We start from the raw sequence: 18326 nt of genomic DNA on the forward strand, positions 1-18326 counted from the left end.
GCGGTAACCTTTTATATTTTTTCAATTCCCTTTTCTGTTTGCTGTTGCAATTGGAAAATTTCTTTTTGTCGTTCGATTTCGATTCTCAGTTCTTGTTCTGAAGGCAGATAAGTTAGATACTTGGCAGCAAATAGTTGTGTATTATCATGTAACACGGAATAGCGAGCAATATCTTGACTTGTTTCGGCACAAAGAATCAAACCTATTGTAGGATTATCTCCTTCTGTTCGTTTAAGTTCATCGTACATCCTCACATACATGTCCATTTGTCCCACGTCTTGATGCGATATTTGTGTGGTTTTTAAGTCTATTAATATAAAACATTTAAGTATATAATTATAGAAAACTAAGTCTATAAAATAATCTCCGGCATCAGTACTAATATGTTGTTGACGTGCAACAAAAGCATAACCCTTTCCCATTTCCATGAGGAATTTTTGCAGGTGAGAAAGGATACTGCTTTCGAGTTCTGTTTCGGTAAAATCAATATTTGACGATAGCCCTAAAAACTCGGCAACGATCGGATTTTTGATAAACTCTAGTTTATCTTGTTGGAAAAGCTCTGTTTTTTGTTTCATCTCATCAACAATTGGCTTCTGGTGCTGAGATTGTAATAGACGGTAATAATATTGTGAAGAAATGTTTCTGTCGAGAGTACGTACACTCCATGTTTCATGAATAGCTTCTCGCATATACCAATTTCTTGCATTGATATCTGTTACACTAACCAGTCGTCTACAGTGAGACCATGTCAATTTTCCACACACTGTGTGGAAAATTTCGGGAGAAAATTCTATATAAAACTGTCGACAGTAGTACAACAAACTTTTTGAAAATCCTTTGCCAAATTCATGAGTGAGTTCCTTGGATAACAACTTCAAAAGATAAACACCGTAATCGGCTCGTTCTTTGCCTTCTTGTTCCTGTTCTACAATACGTTTACCAATATTCCAGTAAGTTTCCAACATGGCGGAATTAATCGTTACGTAAGCCTTGTGTTTGCCTTGTTGTACTATCTGTTTTATATCTTCAACAAATTGTTCTTCTAAAGAATTTTCATAATGACTATGCTTGTTTGATACTTTGCTCATTGATTTGTTTTTTCCATGTGTTGTCGTTTTCCACCGCGAAGATAAGGAGAAAACTTAAAACTCTATCCAAATATCATTCTCTGAAAAATATTCCCTCAATTTATGAATTGCTCGGCTTTTCAATACTTTGACGGTATTCACGGCAATGCCCAATTCTTCTGCGATCTCTTTCGTGTTGTTTCCGGCAAGGGAAAGGTCCACGATTCGTTTACATTGTGGGGGAAGGGCATTGATAGCTTCGAGTAACAGTAGATTCGTTTCTTGCTCGATAATCGTGTCCCACACGGAATCTTCCTGTTCATTAATAAACGTTACCTGCTCGTAACGGTTCTTTTCACGGGCGAGTCCCCGGAGATAATTCAGGGATTCGTTGCGCACCATGATAAACAGGTAATTTTCGATGGATTCCAGATTCTCGTGTTGTTTTTTGTTTTCCCAAAATTTGATGATCACCTCTTGAGCTATATCCTGTGCGGCATCCGAATCTCCGGTTATTTTGAATGCAATGGCGGATAAAGATGCGAAGTACTCTCGGATAAAATCTCCCAGATCAAAATGATTGCCCGTGACCTTTTTATTACTTCGCATATAGAAATCTTTTACTAATCCAATGAAGCACCACTACAATATTGGATGAATAAATGTGCAACAAATATACACATTTTTATATGATTCCTGCAATACGTGGTTTTGTCTTTCTTGAAAAATCAAGGAGTACGATTGTGATTGTAAAATATTTTCAAAAAAATTATCCTCTCGTGTAATACCAAACGATAATCAGTGGTGTCTTTAGATAAAATGTAAAAGAATGAAAGAATTTCAGAGTCATCAAATCGCACGGATCATCTTACGCGTAAGATACGGCATCGCAACCGAAGAGGAGAAGCGGGTGTTTGAGGTCTGGATTAAAGGGGGCGAAGGGCGGCAGGCACTTTGTGACAAGATTGTTGCCGACGAGAGTTTGAAGGAACATTTGAATTTGAAATCGGGATACGATCTACAAACGGACTACGGGAAATTGCAGTCCGATATTTTGCGCTCTTTGACGAGGCGGAACAGGCAAAAGCGGGTAAAACGTTATCTCTTGTGGTGCGGTAGTGCTGCGGCAGTCTTCATACTGGGGAGTATGCTCCTTTTCGAGTACGTGCTAGATACCCCGAAAAAGGTACAACTCAAGAAAGTGGAAGTTGCCAAGGTGTTGCCTTCCGCGGCGACAGTACAGGATAAGGTAATTCTGGTTTTGGCGGACGGGGAAAAAGTGGGGATGACCAAGATACAACAGGATTCCACTCGGGTGGGGACAGCGTTGGTTATGGGGCAGGAGGACAAGTTGGTTTACGATTCCGACCGGATGCAAGCAGATTCGGTGGTGCCCGATAAGCTGGAGATGAACAAGGTTATCACGACAACCGGGGGCTTCTACTCTTTGGTATTAAGCGACGGAACCCGGGTTTGGCTCAATTCCGAGAGTGAATTGGAATTTCCCGTTCTTTTCGGCAGGGGCGAAAGGGTGGTACGGTTGGAAGGCGAAGCGTTCTTCGAGGTAACCCCGGATGCCGCACGGCCTTTTATCGTGCGAACCAACGATATCCGCACGAGAGTGTTGGGAACCTCTTTTAATATCAAGGCTTATAAAAACGAGGTTGATGTGATAACCACTCTTTTCACCGGAAAGGTAGACGTGGCGTCATTGGCGGATACCACTGGCAAGGTGGTGCTTTCACCCGGCAAGCAGGCGGACTGGAATCAACAAACCGGGAAATTGAGCGTGTCCGAGGCGAATCTGGATAACGTCATCGCTTGGAAAGAGGGTATGTTCGTGTTTAACAAAGAAAATATAGAGGTTGTGACCCGGCAGATAGAGCGTTGGTATGGCGTGAAATTTATTTATGAAACCGGGGCAAAGAAGGATTACACGTTCAACGGTTACTTTAGCAAGGACGAAACGCTGAAGTCTATCTTGGAGGCGTTCACCTTCACGGGGGGACCTGAATTTAAAATCGAGGGAAATGTCGTGTACGTAAGAAATAAATCATAATAAAAAGCAAAATGGAGCAACTTCGCGGGCGCTCCACTTTGACGACCTTGTTCAGCGACAAGGCTAATGTTAAATTTAATATCACAAATCTATGAAAAAAAGGACGAAACCAAAAGTCTTTTCAGGACTTTTATGCACGTGCGGAAAATCGTTTAGTGTTTTTTCACTTTTCGTGGCACTGTTGCTGGGGTCTGCCTCGCTTTTAGCGCAGCAGGCAAATCAGAAAACCATTTCAATTGACTTCAAGGATTTCAGCGTGTTGCGGGCACTGCACGAGATCAATCGATTGGGAGGAAACGTGGTCACCTTCCGGGAAGAGGTCGTGATGAAAGAGGCGAAAAAGATTACCTTAAAACGGGAAAATATCACCGTGTTCGAGGCGGTAAAGGCTTGTTTGGAGGGAACCGGATTAACTTGTTCACAACAAGCAAACGGTAAAATTCTTGTCGGGCCGAAACAGGAATCCAATTTGCTTAAAATCAGTGGTCGTATAGTGGACGAAAAGGGAAATCCTGTTGCAGGGGCTACGGTCGTGATTGTGGGGACAACGCAGGGTGTTGCTTCCGATGGGGAAGGGCAATATACCATTGCCGCCAAGCCGGACGATGTATTGCGGGTTTCTTTCATCGGGTACAAGACCGTGACCGTTGATGTTAAAGGGAAAAGCAAGTTAAATGTTACATTAAATCCCACCGAGGAAAACCTCGAGGAGGTGACCGTTGTGGCATTCGGTGAGCAAAAAAAGGAAAGTGTGGTTTCCTCTATCACCACCGTTCGCCCGATGGATTTGAAATCATCAAGTAGTGATTTGACTTCCAGTTTTGCCGGAAAGATCGCCGGTATCATTGGTTGGCAAACGGGTGGTGCGCCAGGTGCATTGACCGAGGAAGAGATGAATACTAAATTTTACATCCGCGGTATCAGTTCATCCAACGGGGTTTCCGAGCCTTTGGTGTTGATTGACGGGGTAGAATCCTCTCGTTTGGATTTGGCCCGTATGGCACCGGAAGACATTGAAAGTTTCTCCGTGTTGAAAGATGCCTCCGCCACGGCGATGTACGGAGCCCGTGGGGCGAACGGTGTAATCCTCGTGACCACGAAGAAAGGAGAGGCGGGAAGCGTTTATACCTCTGTGCGTTACGAGGCTGTAGCTTCCATGCCGACGGATAAAATCGAGGTTGTAGACCCGAAAACGTATATGTTGATGTATAACGAGGCGTTGATTACTCGTAACCCGAGTGCCACTCCCGCCTATTCGTTGACGAAAATCGAGCGCACGGGAGATCCCAGGTATCCCTCGTGGCTTTATCCTGCTAATGACTGGTACAAGATTTTGTTTAAAGATGTATCTATCAACCACCGTGTGGGTGTAAACGTGCGTGGGGGCTCCGAACTGGTGCAATACTATGCTTCTGTGAATTACGTGAATGATGAAGGTATGTTGAAAACCGACAAATTGAATCAGTTTGACGTGAATATCAAGAATTCCACTCTTTCCTCTCGTTTGAACTTGAACGTGAACCTGAATGCCGGGATTCGTTTATTGGCAAATACCTCTTTTTCCGTGGACAAATATCATGGACCTAAAGCGGATGTGCATACGGCTTATGCTATGGCGTTTAACGCATCGCCGGTGGATTTCGCCCCCACTTACCCGGGCGATAAGGAAAATGGATGGCCTCATCTTCGTTTCGGGAACGTGAAAGGGCGAGATGATGTAGTTAACCCTTATGCTAGTATACAAGCCGGTTACACGGAGCGAGGACGGTTTTCCTTAACCTCTCGGCTCGAGTATATTCACAATTTATCTACCTTGTTGAAAGGTCTGGAGTTACGAGCCAGCGTATCGTACTCGAATTCCAATTATTTCCAAGAAATTTATGAAACCAAACCTTTTTATTATGCTTGTGATCCGGAGAACGGGGGATATGATTTTGAAACGGGCGAACATTTTTTGACTCCAGTGAATAACAATGGGCGTCGTACCTTGGGAAAACCAGAATTGGGAACAGGAATTAGTCGGAGTATCTCCACCCAATGGGTATACGAGGGACGTTTGTTGCACACGGCGGCATGGGGAGAGCACCAAACTTCTTTGACTGCTGTCTTTCAAGCTCGTCAGGCAAGTCATGCCCCGACTAAAGATTTGTATGATGGTATTGAAAACCGTAATTTAAGTTTTTCCATGCGTGGCAGCTACGGGTTCTTGGATCGCTATTTTGTAGAAGCCAGTTTCGGTTACAATGGTTCCGAGCGTTTCACGAAAAATAATCGCATGGGATTCTTCCCTTCCGCGGGAGCTGCTTGGATCGTGTCGAAAGAAAATTTCTTGCAAGGTGCAAGTAATATCGTTTCTTTCTTGAAATTGCGAGGTTCTTACGGGAAGGTCGGTAATGACGGGATTATCGCTACTCCGCGTTTCGTGTATATGCCACAGATTGGTAAGTCTGAATACGTGAATACAGGTGTTTATCCGGAGGTTGGTAACGATGATGCTTTTAGAAGAAAACAAATTCAAAATTACGGGGATCCGGATGTGAAATGGGAAATTTCCGAACAGGTAAATTTGGGATTGGAATCTCGTTTCTTTAGAGATGTATTGGAATTGAATGTTGATATTTACCAAGAGATTCGCCATAATATTATCGCTAACCGTACGGTGATTCCTGCCAACATGGGTATCGAATTGTACCCGTTGGACAACATGGGTAAAGTGCGTTCTCGCGGTATGGATTTGTCAGCAAAAGTGCAACACGCTTTCTCGCCCGATTTCTGGATTATCTTGAATGGAACCTTCACTTACAATAAAGCGGTTTACAAGGAACTGGAAGAGGCTACCGACAAGCCTCGTTGGCAATGGAAAAAGGGACACGAGATTTCGCAACAGATCGGGTATATTGCCGAGGGATTGTTCCATGATCAGGCAGAAATTGATAACTCTCCTACTCAATCCACGGCGGAGCCGGGAGATATTCGCTATCGCGATATCAACGGCGACGGTACGATTGACGTGGAAGATGCCGTGCATATCGGGTTCCCCGAAACACCGCGTATCATCTATGGTTTCAGCGGTTTCGTCAACTATAAGAACTGGGAATTCAATTTCTCGTTTCAAGGATCCGGTAACCGGGGATTCTTCCTTAATCCGGGGGCACTCTCTCCCTTCGTGAACGATCATGCCATGTTGAAAGCGATATACGACAGCCATTGGACGGAGAAGAACGCGAGCGATCGTCCTTTCTGGCCGCGCCTTTCCACGCAGAGTATCACGGTCAATAACCCCCAGGAAGATTGGGATAACATTAATAACGGGGAGCGTAAATCCACCTATTTCATGCGTGAATGTCGTTTCTTGCGTTGTACGTCGTTAGAGGTGGCTTACAATCTACCCTTGAATTTGCGCACGAAACTTCGCATGCAAAACGTGAAATTCTTTGCTAGGGCGAACAATCCGTTTATGTTCAGTAACTTCAAGTTGTGGGATGTAGAGTTGGGTGAGAACGGGTTCAATTACCCGATACAAAAAACTTATGCCGTGGGTGTGAGTGTTAGTTTCTAATTTAAAAAGTATGACGATATGAAACGATTATTATCATCAGTTTTATTAATGCCGTTCTTCCTTTTTTCCGCTTGCGATAGTTGGTTGGATATCGTGCCGGAGGAAGATATGACAACCTTGGATACGGAGTTCGAGACTCGGAATGAGGCAGAGGAATGGTTACGAAGTTGTTACATCTTTTTGCAGGAGCCCGTTCCATCGATTATGGAAAACGAGGCATTCTTTGGTGCTGACGAGTTTGTGGCGTGCGATTACGTGCGAAGTATAATTGACGGCAATCAACGTCCCGTGTTCGCCGGATTGATGATTGGTAGTGCGATGCAGACTTCATTGGACCCGTATAGTGACCGTTGGTCGAAAAAAGTAGCTATAAATGGGAATTTAGTAGGTAGAACGGATTACTACACGGCGATCAATATGTGTAATCATTTTATCAGTAAGGTTGATCAGGTGTATAATTGGGACGATGCAGAGAAGCGTGAACGGAAAGGAGAGGTGATGGCGTTGAAGGCGTACTACTATTTTGAATTGGTGCGTCGTTACGGGCCTATTATTCTGGTTCCTGAGAATATCGACCCGAACGTGGACGTGCAGTCGATGAAAGTGCCGCGCAGTCACGTGGATACTTGTTTCAATGCAATTGTTCAATTGTGTGATGAGGCGGCGAAGTTACTTTTCCCGTTGGAGCAGAAGGAAGCCAGTCGGCGGGCTTATTTCGGCAAAGAGGCGGCCTTGGCACTGAAAGCCCGTGCGTTGGCGTATCAAGCTTCCGATTTGTTTAACGGGAACCCCGATTACCGGGATTTCACGAATAAAAACGGGGAACCCTTGTTCAGCACGACGAAAGATCCGGAGAAATGGCGACGAGCTGCTAAGGCTGCTGTCGAGGCTATCGAGGTTTGTTTAGAGAGCGGGAAAAAATTGGTCGACGGGCAATCCGGGACATCTGAATTATTGGGATACATGAAAAATATCGAAATGTCCACCACTACCTTTAATTTCCAGAGCGCAGAAGCCTTACTCATGATTAAACCCAATGGTGCGGCGGGAGAATTTTACCCTTACACTTTACCTCGTACCCCGACGGGAGAGAGCAAATTGCAAGGAGCTTGTATTAGCCCCAGCATGAAGATGGTGGAAATGTTCTACACGGACAATGGTTTGCCCATTGACCAGGACCCCACTTATGGTGGTGGTAACCCCTACCAGTTAATAAAAGTGACCGATCCGAAATATACTGATGTTATCATGTTGGAGGAAGAGATCCCTTATCTGCATACGCGTCGAGAACCGCGTTTTTATGCCGATATCGCTGCAGACCGCACGTACTGGCAATTGGGACCGACCACCGACCATCGTTACAAGGTGGAGGTGTACCAGGGTGAGGATTTCGGGCTAAAAGAGAATCGTATCAATTCCTTGTTGCGCCAAAATCTGACCGGTTATTTCTTGAAAAAATGGATATATTCTTCCTGCGCTCTTCATGACTATGCAACGAGTTTGGATTCCCGGGGTAGAAGACCGTTCCCCTTGATTCGTGTGGCGGAGTTATATTTGTTGGCGGCAGAGGCATACAACGAGATAGACGATATGCCCAATGCTTACAAGTACTTGAATGCGGTCCGCGAGCGTGCCGGAATTCCGGATGTAGAGGTGTCTTGGGCAATGGCAAAGGATAAGAATAAAGTGAAAGATAAATCAGGCTTACGTGAAATCATCCGCCAGGAGTGGAACATCGAATTTGCGTTCGAGGGGATGCGTTTCTGGAATTTGCGTCGCTGGAAAACAGCTCACGTGGAGTTGAATGACAAATTGTATGGTTGGGTAGTCACGGGTAAAGACGCTCAAAACTTCTATAACCATGGCAAAGGTCCGGTGATTGTTAGCAATGAGAATAAATTCGTGGCACCGCGGGATTATTTCTGGCCTATCGCGAGTATGGAGATCATGAATTCCGGTTGTGTGCAGAACTTGGGATGGTAAATGAATTTATGATTGTAGATTTACGATTTTAGATTGTGAACTTAATTGAAAATTTTAAATTATGATACGAAAGATATTATTTTTGTTGGTATTGTTTTCCGGATTTTTTGCCTGCAAGGAGGACGAGGACTTGAGTTTCGACGTGCCCGTGGAGTTCCGTAAGCTCGATTTCCAGCCTGTTCCGGGAGGTGCCATGATGAAATATTACGTGAAAAACGCGGATGTTTACGGGGTACGTGTTCGTTACCGCGACGCTTGGGGGGAATTGCGTACCCGGGAGGGGTCTTACTTGGGCGATACGTTGTTGTTGACCGGTTTTACCGAGGCACGGCAGAACGTGCCCGCGCAAATCTCGTTTTTCAATCGCTCCTTCGTGGAGTCGGAAGCCATCGAGGCGACTTTCAACACGGAGAATTCGGCTACCGTGGCTTTGTTCGATAGTTTGAGGGTTCAAGAGTTCTGGGGTGGATTCTCTGTGTCCTATACAGCCCCGGAAACCGTTACCGGTATGGTGCATGTATTCTACATGGGAACCAACCCGTTGACCGGGGAATTGGATTCGATTCTAATGTCCAGTACTCCCATTAAAAGTGGAGGAGACACGCTTAACTTCGAGATGTCGCAAGTGATGGAAACCACGGATGTTATTGTGCGGACGGATGATTTTGACGGGAAGCGGGTGAAACTTCAAGTGTATAAAAGTTTGCCTTGTCTTTCGATGGATACCTTGAAATACGAGGATGATTTCCTTTACGAGTTCGGGGGAAAGACGGTCACTAATGCTACGCATGGGTTCGGGTTGGAATACTTGTTCGATGGCGATAAACGGGGTATCGGCTTCCGTAGAAATAAACTCGCGGGGGTTCAATACAAGTACGACACGTACGTGGTGGGACCGAATGCTTTTTATCACGAGGGGGCTAAAGAGAATCGTTTTATTATTGATTTGAAGCAGGAGCGGGTTCCGGCGGCGGTTTCTCTCTATGCTTTTTTGAATTATCAAACGTCTTGGCCTAAAAATGGAGAATCATCGACTGTTGTATTCCCTGATCTTGTGTCAGATATATGGAACGGTCAATATTATGCTCACCTTCCGGCGAAGGCGAAGTTGTATGGTACGAATAGTGACCCGAAAACGGTAGACCTTTCCTCGTGTGTGCTTCTTTACGAGTTGGATGATGATGTGGATAATCTTTGGGATTCTTGGGCTACCCGTACTGATTGTTTGGGTGGTCAAGGAGGAGCCGGTTGGAGAGAAGATTGGAGACAAGGAGATGAGAAAGACGTTTTGGCGGCTGATCCGGTGGTTTTACGGATGTTGTGTAATTACGAGGCGGGAAGAAAATTCCGTTATTTGATTCTGGTGGTTACGGATACTTATAATAATGTGAGGAATTACTATCAACCGGAAGCTAATGCCCGTGAGTACGTGACGTTCAACGAAATGGAAGTGTGTATAAAAGCGGAATAAATCAAAGAATGCTCAAAATGATGAAAAACAAATTATACTATATGACATGGTTTTTCGCGGCTCTCTTCGCGGTGAGTTGCGAGGACTTGGAAGACACGTACGATGAATTTAGCGGTGACGGGGTGATTCGATACACGGGCAAGTGTTCGGATTTGAATATTGCACCGGGTTGGGAGCGTTTGCGTGTTTCTTGGAAAGGGAATATCGATCCTGATATCGAGAAGGTAAAAATTGCTTACCAATCGGAACTTGATGCCGAGCCGATGGTGGTTTACGTGACGCCCAAGGATGTGTTGGGAGACGATTTAATGGATACAATCTATTTGGAGAACTTGCAGGATGCCGTTTATTCCGTGAAAGTGAGTAACGTGGCTGCCGATGGCACGGAATCACTTGTGGAAACCAATTACGGTCGTCCTTACACGGAAGTGCACGAGGATTTGCGTTCTTTTACCCGCGGTATTGTCAATTTCTACCCGGTAACCGATAGGCTGGTGGTGACGTTGGACGGGAAGAATGCCAATCTAAAAGAAATCAACTTGAGATACTGGGGTACCGATGGGAAAGAATATACTTGGAATATTCTTAAAAATATGGGGCGTAGTGTTCAATTTATCAACGATATTATGTTTATGTTGCCCAATGAGGACGGGAGTATCGCTGAAAGCGTGGGCGTTGATTTCAATAAGCCGCTCACGGTGGAGCGAAGGGGCTTGCTCGCGGGGTGTATTGACACGATTAAATTCGATCCTGTGACCTTGTCGCTGGAAGAACGGGTGTGGTCTTCCGGTTTCGTGAACGTGATGATGCACGAGTACGGGATTGATTGGCAAAGCAAGGTGGATGACGTGGAAGTACTCGAATTGGATTACAATTTGCCAACTTTTCAAGACTTATTCTATTTTCCGAACTTGAAAAAGGTGCTTTTGGGTAAAAATCGTTATATGTTGGACAACCATCAGGAAAACGTGAGTACAACAGATCCCTATCTTGCGTTAACTACTTTGTACTACTTAAGTAAGACGCGTGGCGTGGAGGTGGAATGCTATAACCAACACTATCTTTTCGCGAAATATTATGGCCAGTCGTATATTGATATGTTGTCAACAGATGATCCGGGATACCCACCGTATGTACCGGCTACCCCGGCAAAAATCGACATGAACTGGTTGAACGAGAAAGGAGGCGAGAATTTGAACGAGATGCCTGCGATTGAGCCGCTCGACACGGAAGGTTGGGAGTTGACTTGTTCGGATACCACGTACAATGGAGATAAGAAATATGGCGTGGCTTGTATGTTGGATGATGACCCGGCTAGCGTTTTTGAACCGGGAACGGATTTTGGCTTGTTCACGGTGACCGTGAATATCGACATGAAAAAGTTGCAACCCTTGCACGGGTTCAAGTTCGTGCAAGCTAACACGGGTTCAACCGATATCGAGAAAGAGTTGAAATACTTGCTTTCTTCTTTGAAAATAGAGGTTTCCGCGAATGGTTATAGCTGGGAACAAGCTACGTTCGACGAGGGAGGCGTTTCCCTGGGAAATGCTATCGGCGAAACCACGTTTATCAATATCCCGGTTGACAAGCGTAAGGATGTGCAATACATCCGCTTGAGCATGAACACGAAAGTCGTTGGTGAAACGACTTCGGGATTGCCCATATTCAGCCTTCGTATCGGCGATTTTATTCCTTACATCTATCGATAAAATTCACATGGTGACTTCCCCACTCCGGCGGGGAAGTTCCTTACTCGTTTGCAATAGATTGTGGACGGGGAGGAGTATCATTTGTAAAATAATGAAACTATGAGTAAAATAAGATTTTTACAATTACTGTTTATATTCTATCTTCTTGGGAGTTGTACCCAAGAAACATGGAATGTAGAACAGGAGAATGTTTTAAGACAAGGGGTGCTTACCCGTGGGGTGGGACCAATGGAGGATGCAATGGAAGGCTTAAAGGGAACAACTTTGGGAAAGAAACTTATCGAGAAGTTAAGCATACCTGTGAAATTTGAATACGATCAATCAATGAAACCTGGAACGATGGGATATGTTGGTGGGGGAATAATACGATATAATGATCTAAGTGATCCTTTTGGACCGCTTTTATTTCACGAGTTATTTCATGTGTATCAAATGAAAGAAATAGCTGTGGCATCAAGAAATCATGAGGTCGAGGCATACATGGCGCAATATTTATTGGTGATGAGTATTGAAGGTGCTGAAGAGAAGGATTTTTATGCCGTATCTACGAAATTTGTGGATTGTATTAGAAAATTAGCAAAATATACAACTTGGAGTGTGATGGATACGAAGGGAAGTATTAAATTCCAACGACTTTATGAAAAGGCTTTGGTTGAACTTAGGAAGCATCATCTATACGGAACAAATACAAATTATACAGAAGAACCAGGACCGTATAGTTTTCAGAATTTATATCATTTTTTGAGTATTAAATAAAACATTGATTATGAAATATCTTGTATTATCATTTGTGTTTATGCTATTTTTCGGCATATCGTTTTCTCAAAATCGGGAAGAAACGAGAAGTGACGTGGTGAAAGGCAAAGAGTCGGGAGAAATTGTTAAAGGTAAGAATGTGGCTTATCGGGTCATGAAAGATGATTTCTTCTATAATATTAAAAATGTAGATATTCAGGATACTCTTTGGTATCATTTCGGAGGGGAACTAGCACCTGTGAAAATGAGAAAACAAATAAGAGAGATCGTGTATAAGTATGTTAAAATGGAGAATTTGCGTTTATCTCGCGAGGAGTTTGTTGCTGATGGTAGTCTTGTGATCAGTTTTATTTTGAACAAGGAATTTAAAGTGGAAAAGATTATGTTTTCTTTGAATCATGGTGAAGTTTTTGGAGAGGTTGGAGAACGTGATTTTTGGCCAACCCTTCCTATGGATTTCTATTACAAGATAGAGCAAGAGATAATGAAAATGGAACCCGTGATAGAGGAGAAAGATAAAAAATGGATTAACAGGATGGATTTTAAAAACGGAGAGTTTTTATGTCTAAGAGTTGATTATGAAAGAGTAGTTGAGGCATTGAATGCCAAGGAGCCTGAAACAAAAAATAATGCAATCGATTAATGGTTACTTCCCCGCTACGGCGGGGAGTCCCTTGCTTGTTTGCAAGAGGTTGCGAATGGAGGCGTGTGTTAAGAATTTTGATTATGAGATATCTTGAATTATTATTCGTGTTTATACTATTTTTCAGCGTATCGTTTTCTCAAAATCGGGAAGAAACGAGAAATGACATAGTGAAAGATAAAAAGTCGGGAGAAATCGTGAGAGGTAAAAATGTGGCTTATAAAGTGGTAAAAGGTTATGTTTATAGTGAAATTACCAATGTGGTTATCACGGATTCTGTTCGGCGTTTTGATCGTTTTGACTGGTTGCATGTACCCAAGAAAATGCGTGAGCAAATAGAAGAAATCGTGTTTAAGCATATTAAACCCGAGGATTTGCGTTTGCCTTGCATGGGCGATTGGCTTCTTGTAAATTTTATTTTGAACGAGGATTTAAAGATAGAAAAAATCTCGTTTGGTGTACAGCATAATGAAGGTGATTTCTGGATTAATCTTCCCGTGGATCGTTACCACGAGATAGAGAAAGAAATGATGAAATTGGTTCCCGTGATAGAAGAGAAGGATAAGAAATTAATTCGAGAAATGGATTTCAAGAATGGAGCGTTTTGTACCCTAAAAATAACGTATGACAAGTATTTGTATGAAAAATTGAAAGCGGAAGAATCCGTGAAAAAGAAATGATACAGTAACTACTAATATAAACTATGAAAAACAAGATATTTATCGTGGTGATCCTCGTTCTTTGTAGCCTTAGTACTTTGGTACAGGCAACGGGACAGATCGGGGAGAAAATCATTATCGGGCGAGATACGCTTTGGATGTTAAGTTGTCCTCTCAAAGCGGATACAACTCTTTCGAGAAAGGTGAGTGAGCGGCTTGACCCGAAAGTCATGTGTACGGCTCTTTGGCGAGGGTATATCGGGACATGGCGGTTAGAAAACGAGACCTTGTATCTTGAAGCAATTCATTTGTTTAATGGGAAGCGGGTGAATCTGGATGGTATTTTTGACGCTTATTTGGAGAACGGACGAATTGCTGCCCGCTGGTTTAGCGGGGAGATACGCGTGGTAAGGGGAGAGCAAGTGTATTACGAGCACATGGGATTTGCCCAGTATCACGAGCATGAAACTATCTATTCGTTGTGCGATGGCGTGGTGACGAAGGAAAAAGAGATATACAATAGTTTGAAGAAAAGTGGAAATGATGAAAGCGATTATACGCTGGACGTACTTTTTAACGGTAAGGGAATGACCTGGGAAGGCGATTCGAGCTTGAATGTTCAAATCATTCCTAAACCTGATGGGACGACGGGGCAAGTGAAGGTGTTGTCGTGGTATCGTTATCCCCAACCGAATCAGGACACCATCTGCATGTGGGGGGATTTTGAAATAAAGGAAAAAGAATACGACGAGAATCATCCGTACGTGCAGGAAATCAAGAGGTGTCTTGCCCTGATGGATGATTGGAATGTACTCACGCTTGATGGGAAAATTCAACCCGTGCAACTTCGGGTGAAGTGGGGACGGGATAGATCGGCACCTTATAAATACTGGTTGCCCGGTAAATTGAAACAATTGGATTCGATAGAGATAGATGGTAGGAATTACGTTTTGATTGTCAATCCCCTGCAACAGGATCCGGACGTGATGACCCGCTTGCGTCCCCGGTTGAAAGGAGCGTTCACGACGAGAAATCCCCGGGGGTACGTTGCCCGGTGGAAGATAGCGGACGGGCGTTTATGGTTGACTGAAATTCGTCATGGTCGCACGGGGAAGCGAATTCCTTTATCGACACTTGTGCACGGCAATCACCGCAAACCGGTGGTGGCATCGTGGTACTCGGGTTCGTTCAAGGTGGACGAGGGCGATCCGGTGGGCGAGGAGTACCCGTGGGCCTGGATTTCTTGTCGGGAAATTGTTTTCGAGGTGAAAAACGGTGAAGTGGTTTGGAAAAACGTTTATGATAATTACATTCAACCCGGGGACACCGCCGCTTACAATCAATTCATTCGAACCGTTCGTTCGCACGACTGGGATAATTACCCTGAGTTAAAGGATCGTGTCCTGCACGTTACTTTCATGGTCTATCCCAACCGGAATGGCGTGGCGGATTCGATACGGGAGATTCGTCTTGATGTCTATAATGAACACGAGGCTCGGGTCATTACTGACCCCACCGACCCGTGGGTGATGCTGGTGCGTCGTGCCGTGGAAGTTGTTCCGCGTTGGGAAGTTCGATTTATCAAGGGAGAAGTGCAGCCCTTGGAAATATCTTTTGATATAAAGCAATTCGAACCGAAGAGTATCAATAAATTGTAAATGTAAATATGATGAAACTTTTAAATTTATTTATAATCATGTTATCTCTGCTCGGGAATATTCGGGCGCAAGAGAGTTTTAAAATCACGGGGCACTTGGGTGGTACCCTCGGTGGGAATCTCGTGTTGGCGGCGAGTGGTCCGGGCGGCTTGGTCAAACTGGGTGAGGCGGTAATGGTGAACGGGGAATTCGAGTTCGCGGGAACCGTGGAGGGGATTATCCCCGCGTATATCCTCGCCGGGGAACAGCAGCAACCGATAGCCACGCTCATGCTGGAAAACACGGGATACACGCTGGTCGCCGGGGAAGCCGGGATAGAGGTGCAAGGGGGTGGCGAATCCCAGCAGATATGGGGCAAGTTCGATGCCATCAACCAGCGGATTCTTCGAGAGAAGATGAAGATGGAACAGGAGGCCCGTGCCGCTTATGCCCAACAAAACCAGATGAAATTGCAGGCGTTACAACAGCAATTCGAGAAAGTGGCGGCGGAAGCGGAAGCCCAACAGTTGGAGCTTTTCAAGACATACAAAGACTCGTTCGTGTCCGCGTACGTGATTGCCGCCGGGATGGGACAGATGAATTACACCTCTTTAAAAGCTCTTCACGATATGCTGGGAGAGCCTGCCAAAAACAGTCCTTACGGGCAGATGATCGTCCGGCAGTTGGACGTGTTCAAGCAAGTGGAACCGGGTTCCATTGCACCCGATTTCTCGGGAACCACGGCAGAGGGGCAAGCCGTTTCCCTGCATGGTATCAAGGCGAAAGTGAAACTCGTGGACTTTTGGGCATCGTGGTGTGCCCCCTGTCGTCAAGAGATGTCGAACGTGTGCAAGATTTACAAGAAATATCGTGATGCCGGGTTGGAAATCATCGGCGTGTCGCTCGACTCGAAACCCCAAGACTGGGTGAAAGCCATGCAGGACGAGAAGATGACTTGGTCTAACATCATGGACCAAAAACAAGAAATCTCTTCTCGTTATCTCGTTCGGGGCATCCCTCACACCATTCTTCTCGACGAGAACAACCGCATCATCGCCAAGGATCTCCGGGGAAAAGCCTTGGAAAAAAGGATAGCGGAGTTGCTGGGAAAATAAAGGTAATATAAAGTGTAATATTATAACGTTTAGATTATGAGAAAAATTTCATTATTGATTGGTTTGGCGATACTCTCGACGTTCGCTTGTAAAGCCCAGCAGGGTTACCAAATCAGTGGCAAAGTGAGCGGGATGACAGACGGGACTCTTCTGTTAATCGCTAACGAACGGGAAAAGCCCGATACGCTGGGTTCCGTGACGGTTAAAAACGGCGTTTTCGTCTTTACAGGCAAAGTGAACGCTCCCGTGGCGGCTTACCTCGCTCCTTCTGACGGGAACGGCATGATACCGTTGATTCTGGAGAACGCCAATTTCATGGTGAACGTGAGTGGCAGGGGCGCGATGATACAAGGCGGCAAACAACAGGAATTATTGACCCGTTTCACCCGTATCAGTCAAGCTTTTTTGGCGGAACAAGCCAAGGTGGCGGCAGAGGCACAACAGCCCGGGGCGAACGTCCAAGCCTTGCAAGACCATGTGAACAAGGCCTACGAGGCATCGGTGAACGCCACTATCGAGTTAATCAAGGCGAACCCCGACGAGTACGCCACGGCGCACGTGATCGCCCTTGGTATCAGCGGTGAAACGGAAGAGGGCTTGCGCTCGAAGTATGACCTTCTCGGGGAAGCTGCCCGAGTCACCGTTCCCGGCAAGCGAATCGCCGCTGCCCTCGAGCAATACGGGAAACTAGCCGTTGGCGAGGTGGCTCCTAATTTCACCACGGAGAAGCCCGACGGGAACACCTTCTCGTTGCATGACCTTCCCGCCAAGTTGAAGCTGGTGTACTTCTGGGTTTCAACGAACCCTCTCTGCCGTCAGGACAACACTGACCTCGTGAAGCTTTACCTGCAATACCGCCCGCTGGGTCTGGAAATCGTCAGCATCTCGCTTGACGAGAACCGTGGTGAGTGGCGCAACGCCATCGGTATGGACGGGATGGTGTGGACAAACGGTTCGGACTTGCAAGGCTTCGCCTCCCCGATCGCCCGTCTTTACATGGTGCATGAACTCCCGGCGACGTTTCTCGTTGACGCGGAGAACCGTATCGTGGCGAAAGGCCTTCGCGGGGATGCCCTTCGTGACACGGTGGCGAAATTGCTGAAAAAGAGCAAGAAAAAGTAATCGAGTTTTATAAATTTGGTGCGTGCTAGGGGGGAGTCGAGAAAATGGCTCCCCTCTTTTTATTTATTGTCTACGCCCGTCGGTGAGTTTTTCATGAGGCATAAATTTAATTGTCAATGAAAACAGATTTATCGGGTGTAACTGCACCTTTGAGAGTGTCACCGCTGGTGGCAGATGGCTTGCTTATTCGTCAGGACGAGTATTACAAGAAGTATTTTTATGCCGAAATCGTTTGGATAGAGGCATCGGGTAATTATTGTTATTTTCATTTTAAAGATAACTCCCGGATTACCGTGGCGTGCCGTTTGGGTAGCGTGGAGTGGCAGCTACTGGACGCCTATCTTGTTCGTGTACACCGTGGTTTTATCCTGAACCTGCGTTATGTCGACACGTGGGCGGGCAACTCCTTGCGAGCCGGGGAGAAATGGTTCCCGCTGGGGGACTATTACCGGAAAAACGTGTTGGCTTGTTTTAATATACTGGATACTTCCCGGGAAAACCCGAAAACGGGGAACGGGGAGTAATCGTGTAATTTAATATTCA

14 protein-coding genes are annotated in these 18326 nt (G+C 45.3%); 12 read left to right on the forward strand and 2 right to left on the reverse strand.

The annotated features are described in order from the left end of the window. Positions 1-11: 11 nt before the first annotated feature. Together L0M98_RS17365 and L0M98_RS17370 are read right to left on the reverse strand one after the other, a co-directional pair. Positions 12-1091 (reverse strand): PDDEXK nuclease domain-containing protein, encoded by a 1080-nt coding sequence (locus L0M98_RS17365; protein WP_227217150.1) that lies wholly within the window; start codon positions 1089-1091, stop codon positions 12-14. Between the two features lie 54 nt (positions 1092-1145). Then, the gene (locus L0M98_RS17370) at positions 1146-1679 is read right to left on the reverse strand and encodes an RNA polymerase sigma-70 factor (protein ID WP_227217149.1); all 534 of its coding nucleotides are present in this window, start codon (positions 1677-1679) and stop codon (positions 1146-1148) included. 220 nt (positions 1680-1899) lie between these two features. Here L0M98_RS17370 and L0M98_RS17375 point away from each other — a divergent pair, with 220 nt between their 5' ends. The 12 genes from L0M98_RS17375 to L0M98_RS17430 all read left to right on the forward strand — a co-directional run bounded on the left by L0M98_RS17375 (position 1900) and on the right by L0M98_RS17430 (position 18307). Continuing rightward, positions 1900-3129 carry a FecR family protein gene (locus L0M98_RS17375; RefSeq protein WP_227217148.1) on the forward strand — a complete coding sequence of 410 codons (1230 nt, stop codon included), beginning with the start codon at positions 1900-1902 and terminating at the stop codon, positions 3127-3129. A 91-nt stretch (positions 3130-3220) separates the two neighbouring features. After that, positions 3221-6688: a SusC/RagA family TonB-linked outer membrane protein gene (locus tag L0M98_RS17380; RefSeq protein ID WP_227217147.1), complete on the forward strand. Its 3468-nt coding sequence runs from the start codon at positions 3221-3223 to the stop codon at positions 6686-6688. An 18-nt stretch (positions 6689-6706) separates the two neighbouring features. After that, positions 6707-8671: a RagB/SusD family nutrient uptake outer membrane protein gene (locus L0M98_RS17385; protein WP_227217146.1), complete on the forward strand. Its 1965-nt coding sequence runs from the start codon at positions 6707-6709 to the stop codon at positions 8669-8671. A gap of 61 nt (positions 8672-8732) precedes the next feature. Further along, positions 8733-10142 (forward strand): DUF4959 domain-containing protein, encoded by a 1410-nt coding sequence (locus L0M98_RS17390; RefSeq protein ID WP_227217145.1) that lies wholly within the window; start codon positions 8733-8735, stop codon positions 10140-10142. Positions 10143-10159: 17 nt separating this feature from the next. Beyond that, positions 10160-11851, forward strand: a complete 1692-nt coding sequence (locus L0M98_RS17395) for a DUF4998 domain-containing protein (RefSeq protein WP_227217144.1) — start codon at positions 10160-10162, stop codon at positions 11849-11851. Between the two features lie 99 nt (positions 11852-11950). Beyond that, a complete protein-coding gene (locus tag L0M98_RS17400; protein ID WP_227217143.1) occupies positions 11951-12607 on the forward strand; it encodes a hypothetical protein in 657 nt (218 codons plus the stop codon). Between the two features lie 10 nt (positions 12608-12617). After that, positions 12618-13250, forward strand: a complete 633-nt coding sequence (locus tag L0M98_RS17405) for a hypothetical protein (RefSeq protein ID WP_227217142.1) — start codon at positions 12618-12620, stop codon at positions 13248-13250. 83 nt (positions 13251-13333) lie between these two features. Then, complete coding sequence (locus L0M98_RS17410; RefSeq protein ID WP_186975950.1) at positions 13334-13930, forward strand: hypothetical protein; 597 nt, start codon at positions 13334-13336, stop codon at positions 13928-13930. A 23-nt stretch (positions 13931-13953) separates the two neighbouring features. Next, positions 13954-15567, forward strand: coding sequence for a hypothetical protein (locus tag L0M98_RS17415; RefSeq protein WP_227217141.1), 1614 nt, complete (start codon positions 13954-13956; stop codon positions 15565-15567). A gap of 8 nt (positions 15568-15575) precedes the next feature. After that, complete coding sequence (locus tag L0M98_RS17420) at positions 15576-16661, forward strand: TlpA family protein disulfide reductase (RefSeq protein WP_227217140.1); 1086 nt, start codon at positions 15576-15578, stop codon at positions 16659-16661. Between the two features lie 36 nt (positions 16662-16697). Then, complete coding sequence (locus tag L0M98_RS17425) at positions 16698-17783, forward strand: TlpA disulfide reductase family protein (protein ID WP_227217139.1); 1086 nt, start codon at positions 16698-16700, stop codon at positions 17781-17783. A gap of 116 nt (positions 17784-17899) precedes the next feature. After that, positions 17900-18307 (forward strand): LytR/AlgR family response regulator transcription factor, encoded by a 408-nt coding sequence (locus L0M98_RS17430; protein ID WP_237961806.1) that lies wholly within the window; start codon positions 17900-17902, stop codon positions 18305-18307. The last annotated feature ends 19 nt before the right edge of the window (positions 18308-18326 follow it).

The sequence above is a fragment of the Butyricimonas sp. DFI.6.44 genome, assembly GCF_022132345.1.
Lineage (GTDB): Bacteria > Bacteroidota > Bacteroidia > Bacteroidales > Marinifilaceae > Butyricimonas > Butyricimonas muris.

Coding starts and splice junctions, on each gene's coding strand:
- L0M98_RS17400 (WP_227217143.1), top strand. CDS start 11,951: ATGAGTAAAATAAGATTTTTACAATTACTGTTTATATTCTATCTTCTT.
- L0M98_RS17420 (WP_227217140.1), top strand. CDS start 15,576: ATGATGAAACTTTTAAATTTATTTATAATCATGTTATCTCTGCTCGGG.
- L0M98_RS17395 (WP_227217144.1), top strand. CDS start 10,160: ATGATGAAAAACAAATTATACTATATGACATGGTTTTTCGCGGCTCTC.
- L0M98_RS17365 (WP_227217150.1), bottom strand. CDS start 1,091: ATGAGCAAAGTATCAAACAAGCATAGTCATTATGAAAATTCTTTAGAA.
- L0M98_RS17410 (WP_186975950.1), top strand. CDS start 13,334: ATGAGATATCTTGAATTATTATTCGTGTTTATACTATTTTTCAGCGTA.
- L0M98_RS17405 (WP_227217142.1), top strand. CDS start 12,618: ATGAAATATCTTGTATTATCATTTGTGTTTATGCTATTTTTCGGCATA.
- L0M98_RS17385 (WP_227217146.1), top strand. CDS start 6,707: ATGAAACGATTATTATCATCAGTTTTATTAATGCCGTTCTTCCTTTTT.
- L0M98_RS17430 (WP_237961806.1), top strand. CDS start 17,900: ATGAAAACAGATTTATCGGGTGTAACTGCACCTTTGAGAGTGTCACCG.
- L0M98_RS17375 (WP_227217148.1), top strand. CDS start 1,900: ATGAAAGAATTTCAGAGTCATCAAATCGCACGGATCATCTTACGCGTA.
- L0M98_RS17425 (WP_227217139.1), top strand. CDS start 16,698: ATGAGAAAAATTTCATTATTGATTGGTTTGGCGATACTCTCGACGTTC.
- L0M98_RS17370 (WP_227217149.1), bottom strand. CDS start 1,679: ATGCGAAGTAATAAAAAGGTCACGGGCAATCATTTTGATCTGGGAGAT.
- L0M98_RS17415 (WP_227217141.1), top strand. CDS start 13,954: ATGAAAAACAAGATATTTATCGTGGTGATCCTCGTTCTTTGTAGCCTT.
- L0M98_RS17380 (WP_227217147.1), top strand. CDS start 3,221: ATGAAAAAAAGGACGAAACCAAAAGTCTTTTCAGGACTTTTATGCACG.
- L0M98_RS17390 (WP_227217145.1), top strand. CDS start 8,733: ATGATACGAAAGATATTATTTTTGTTGGTATTGTTTTCCGGATTTTTT.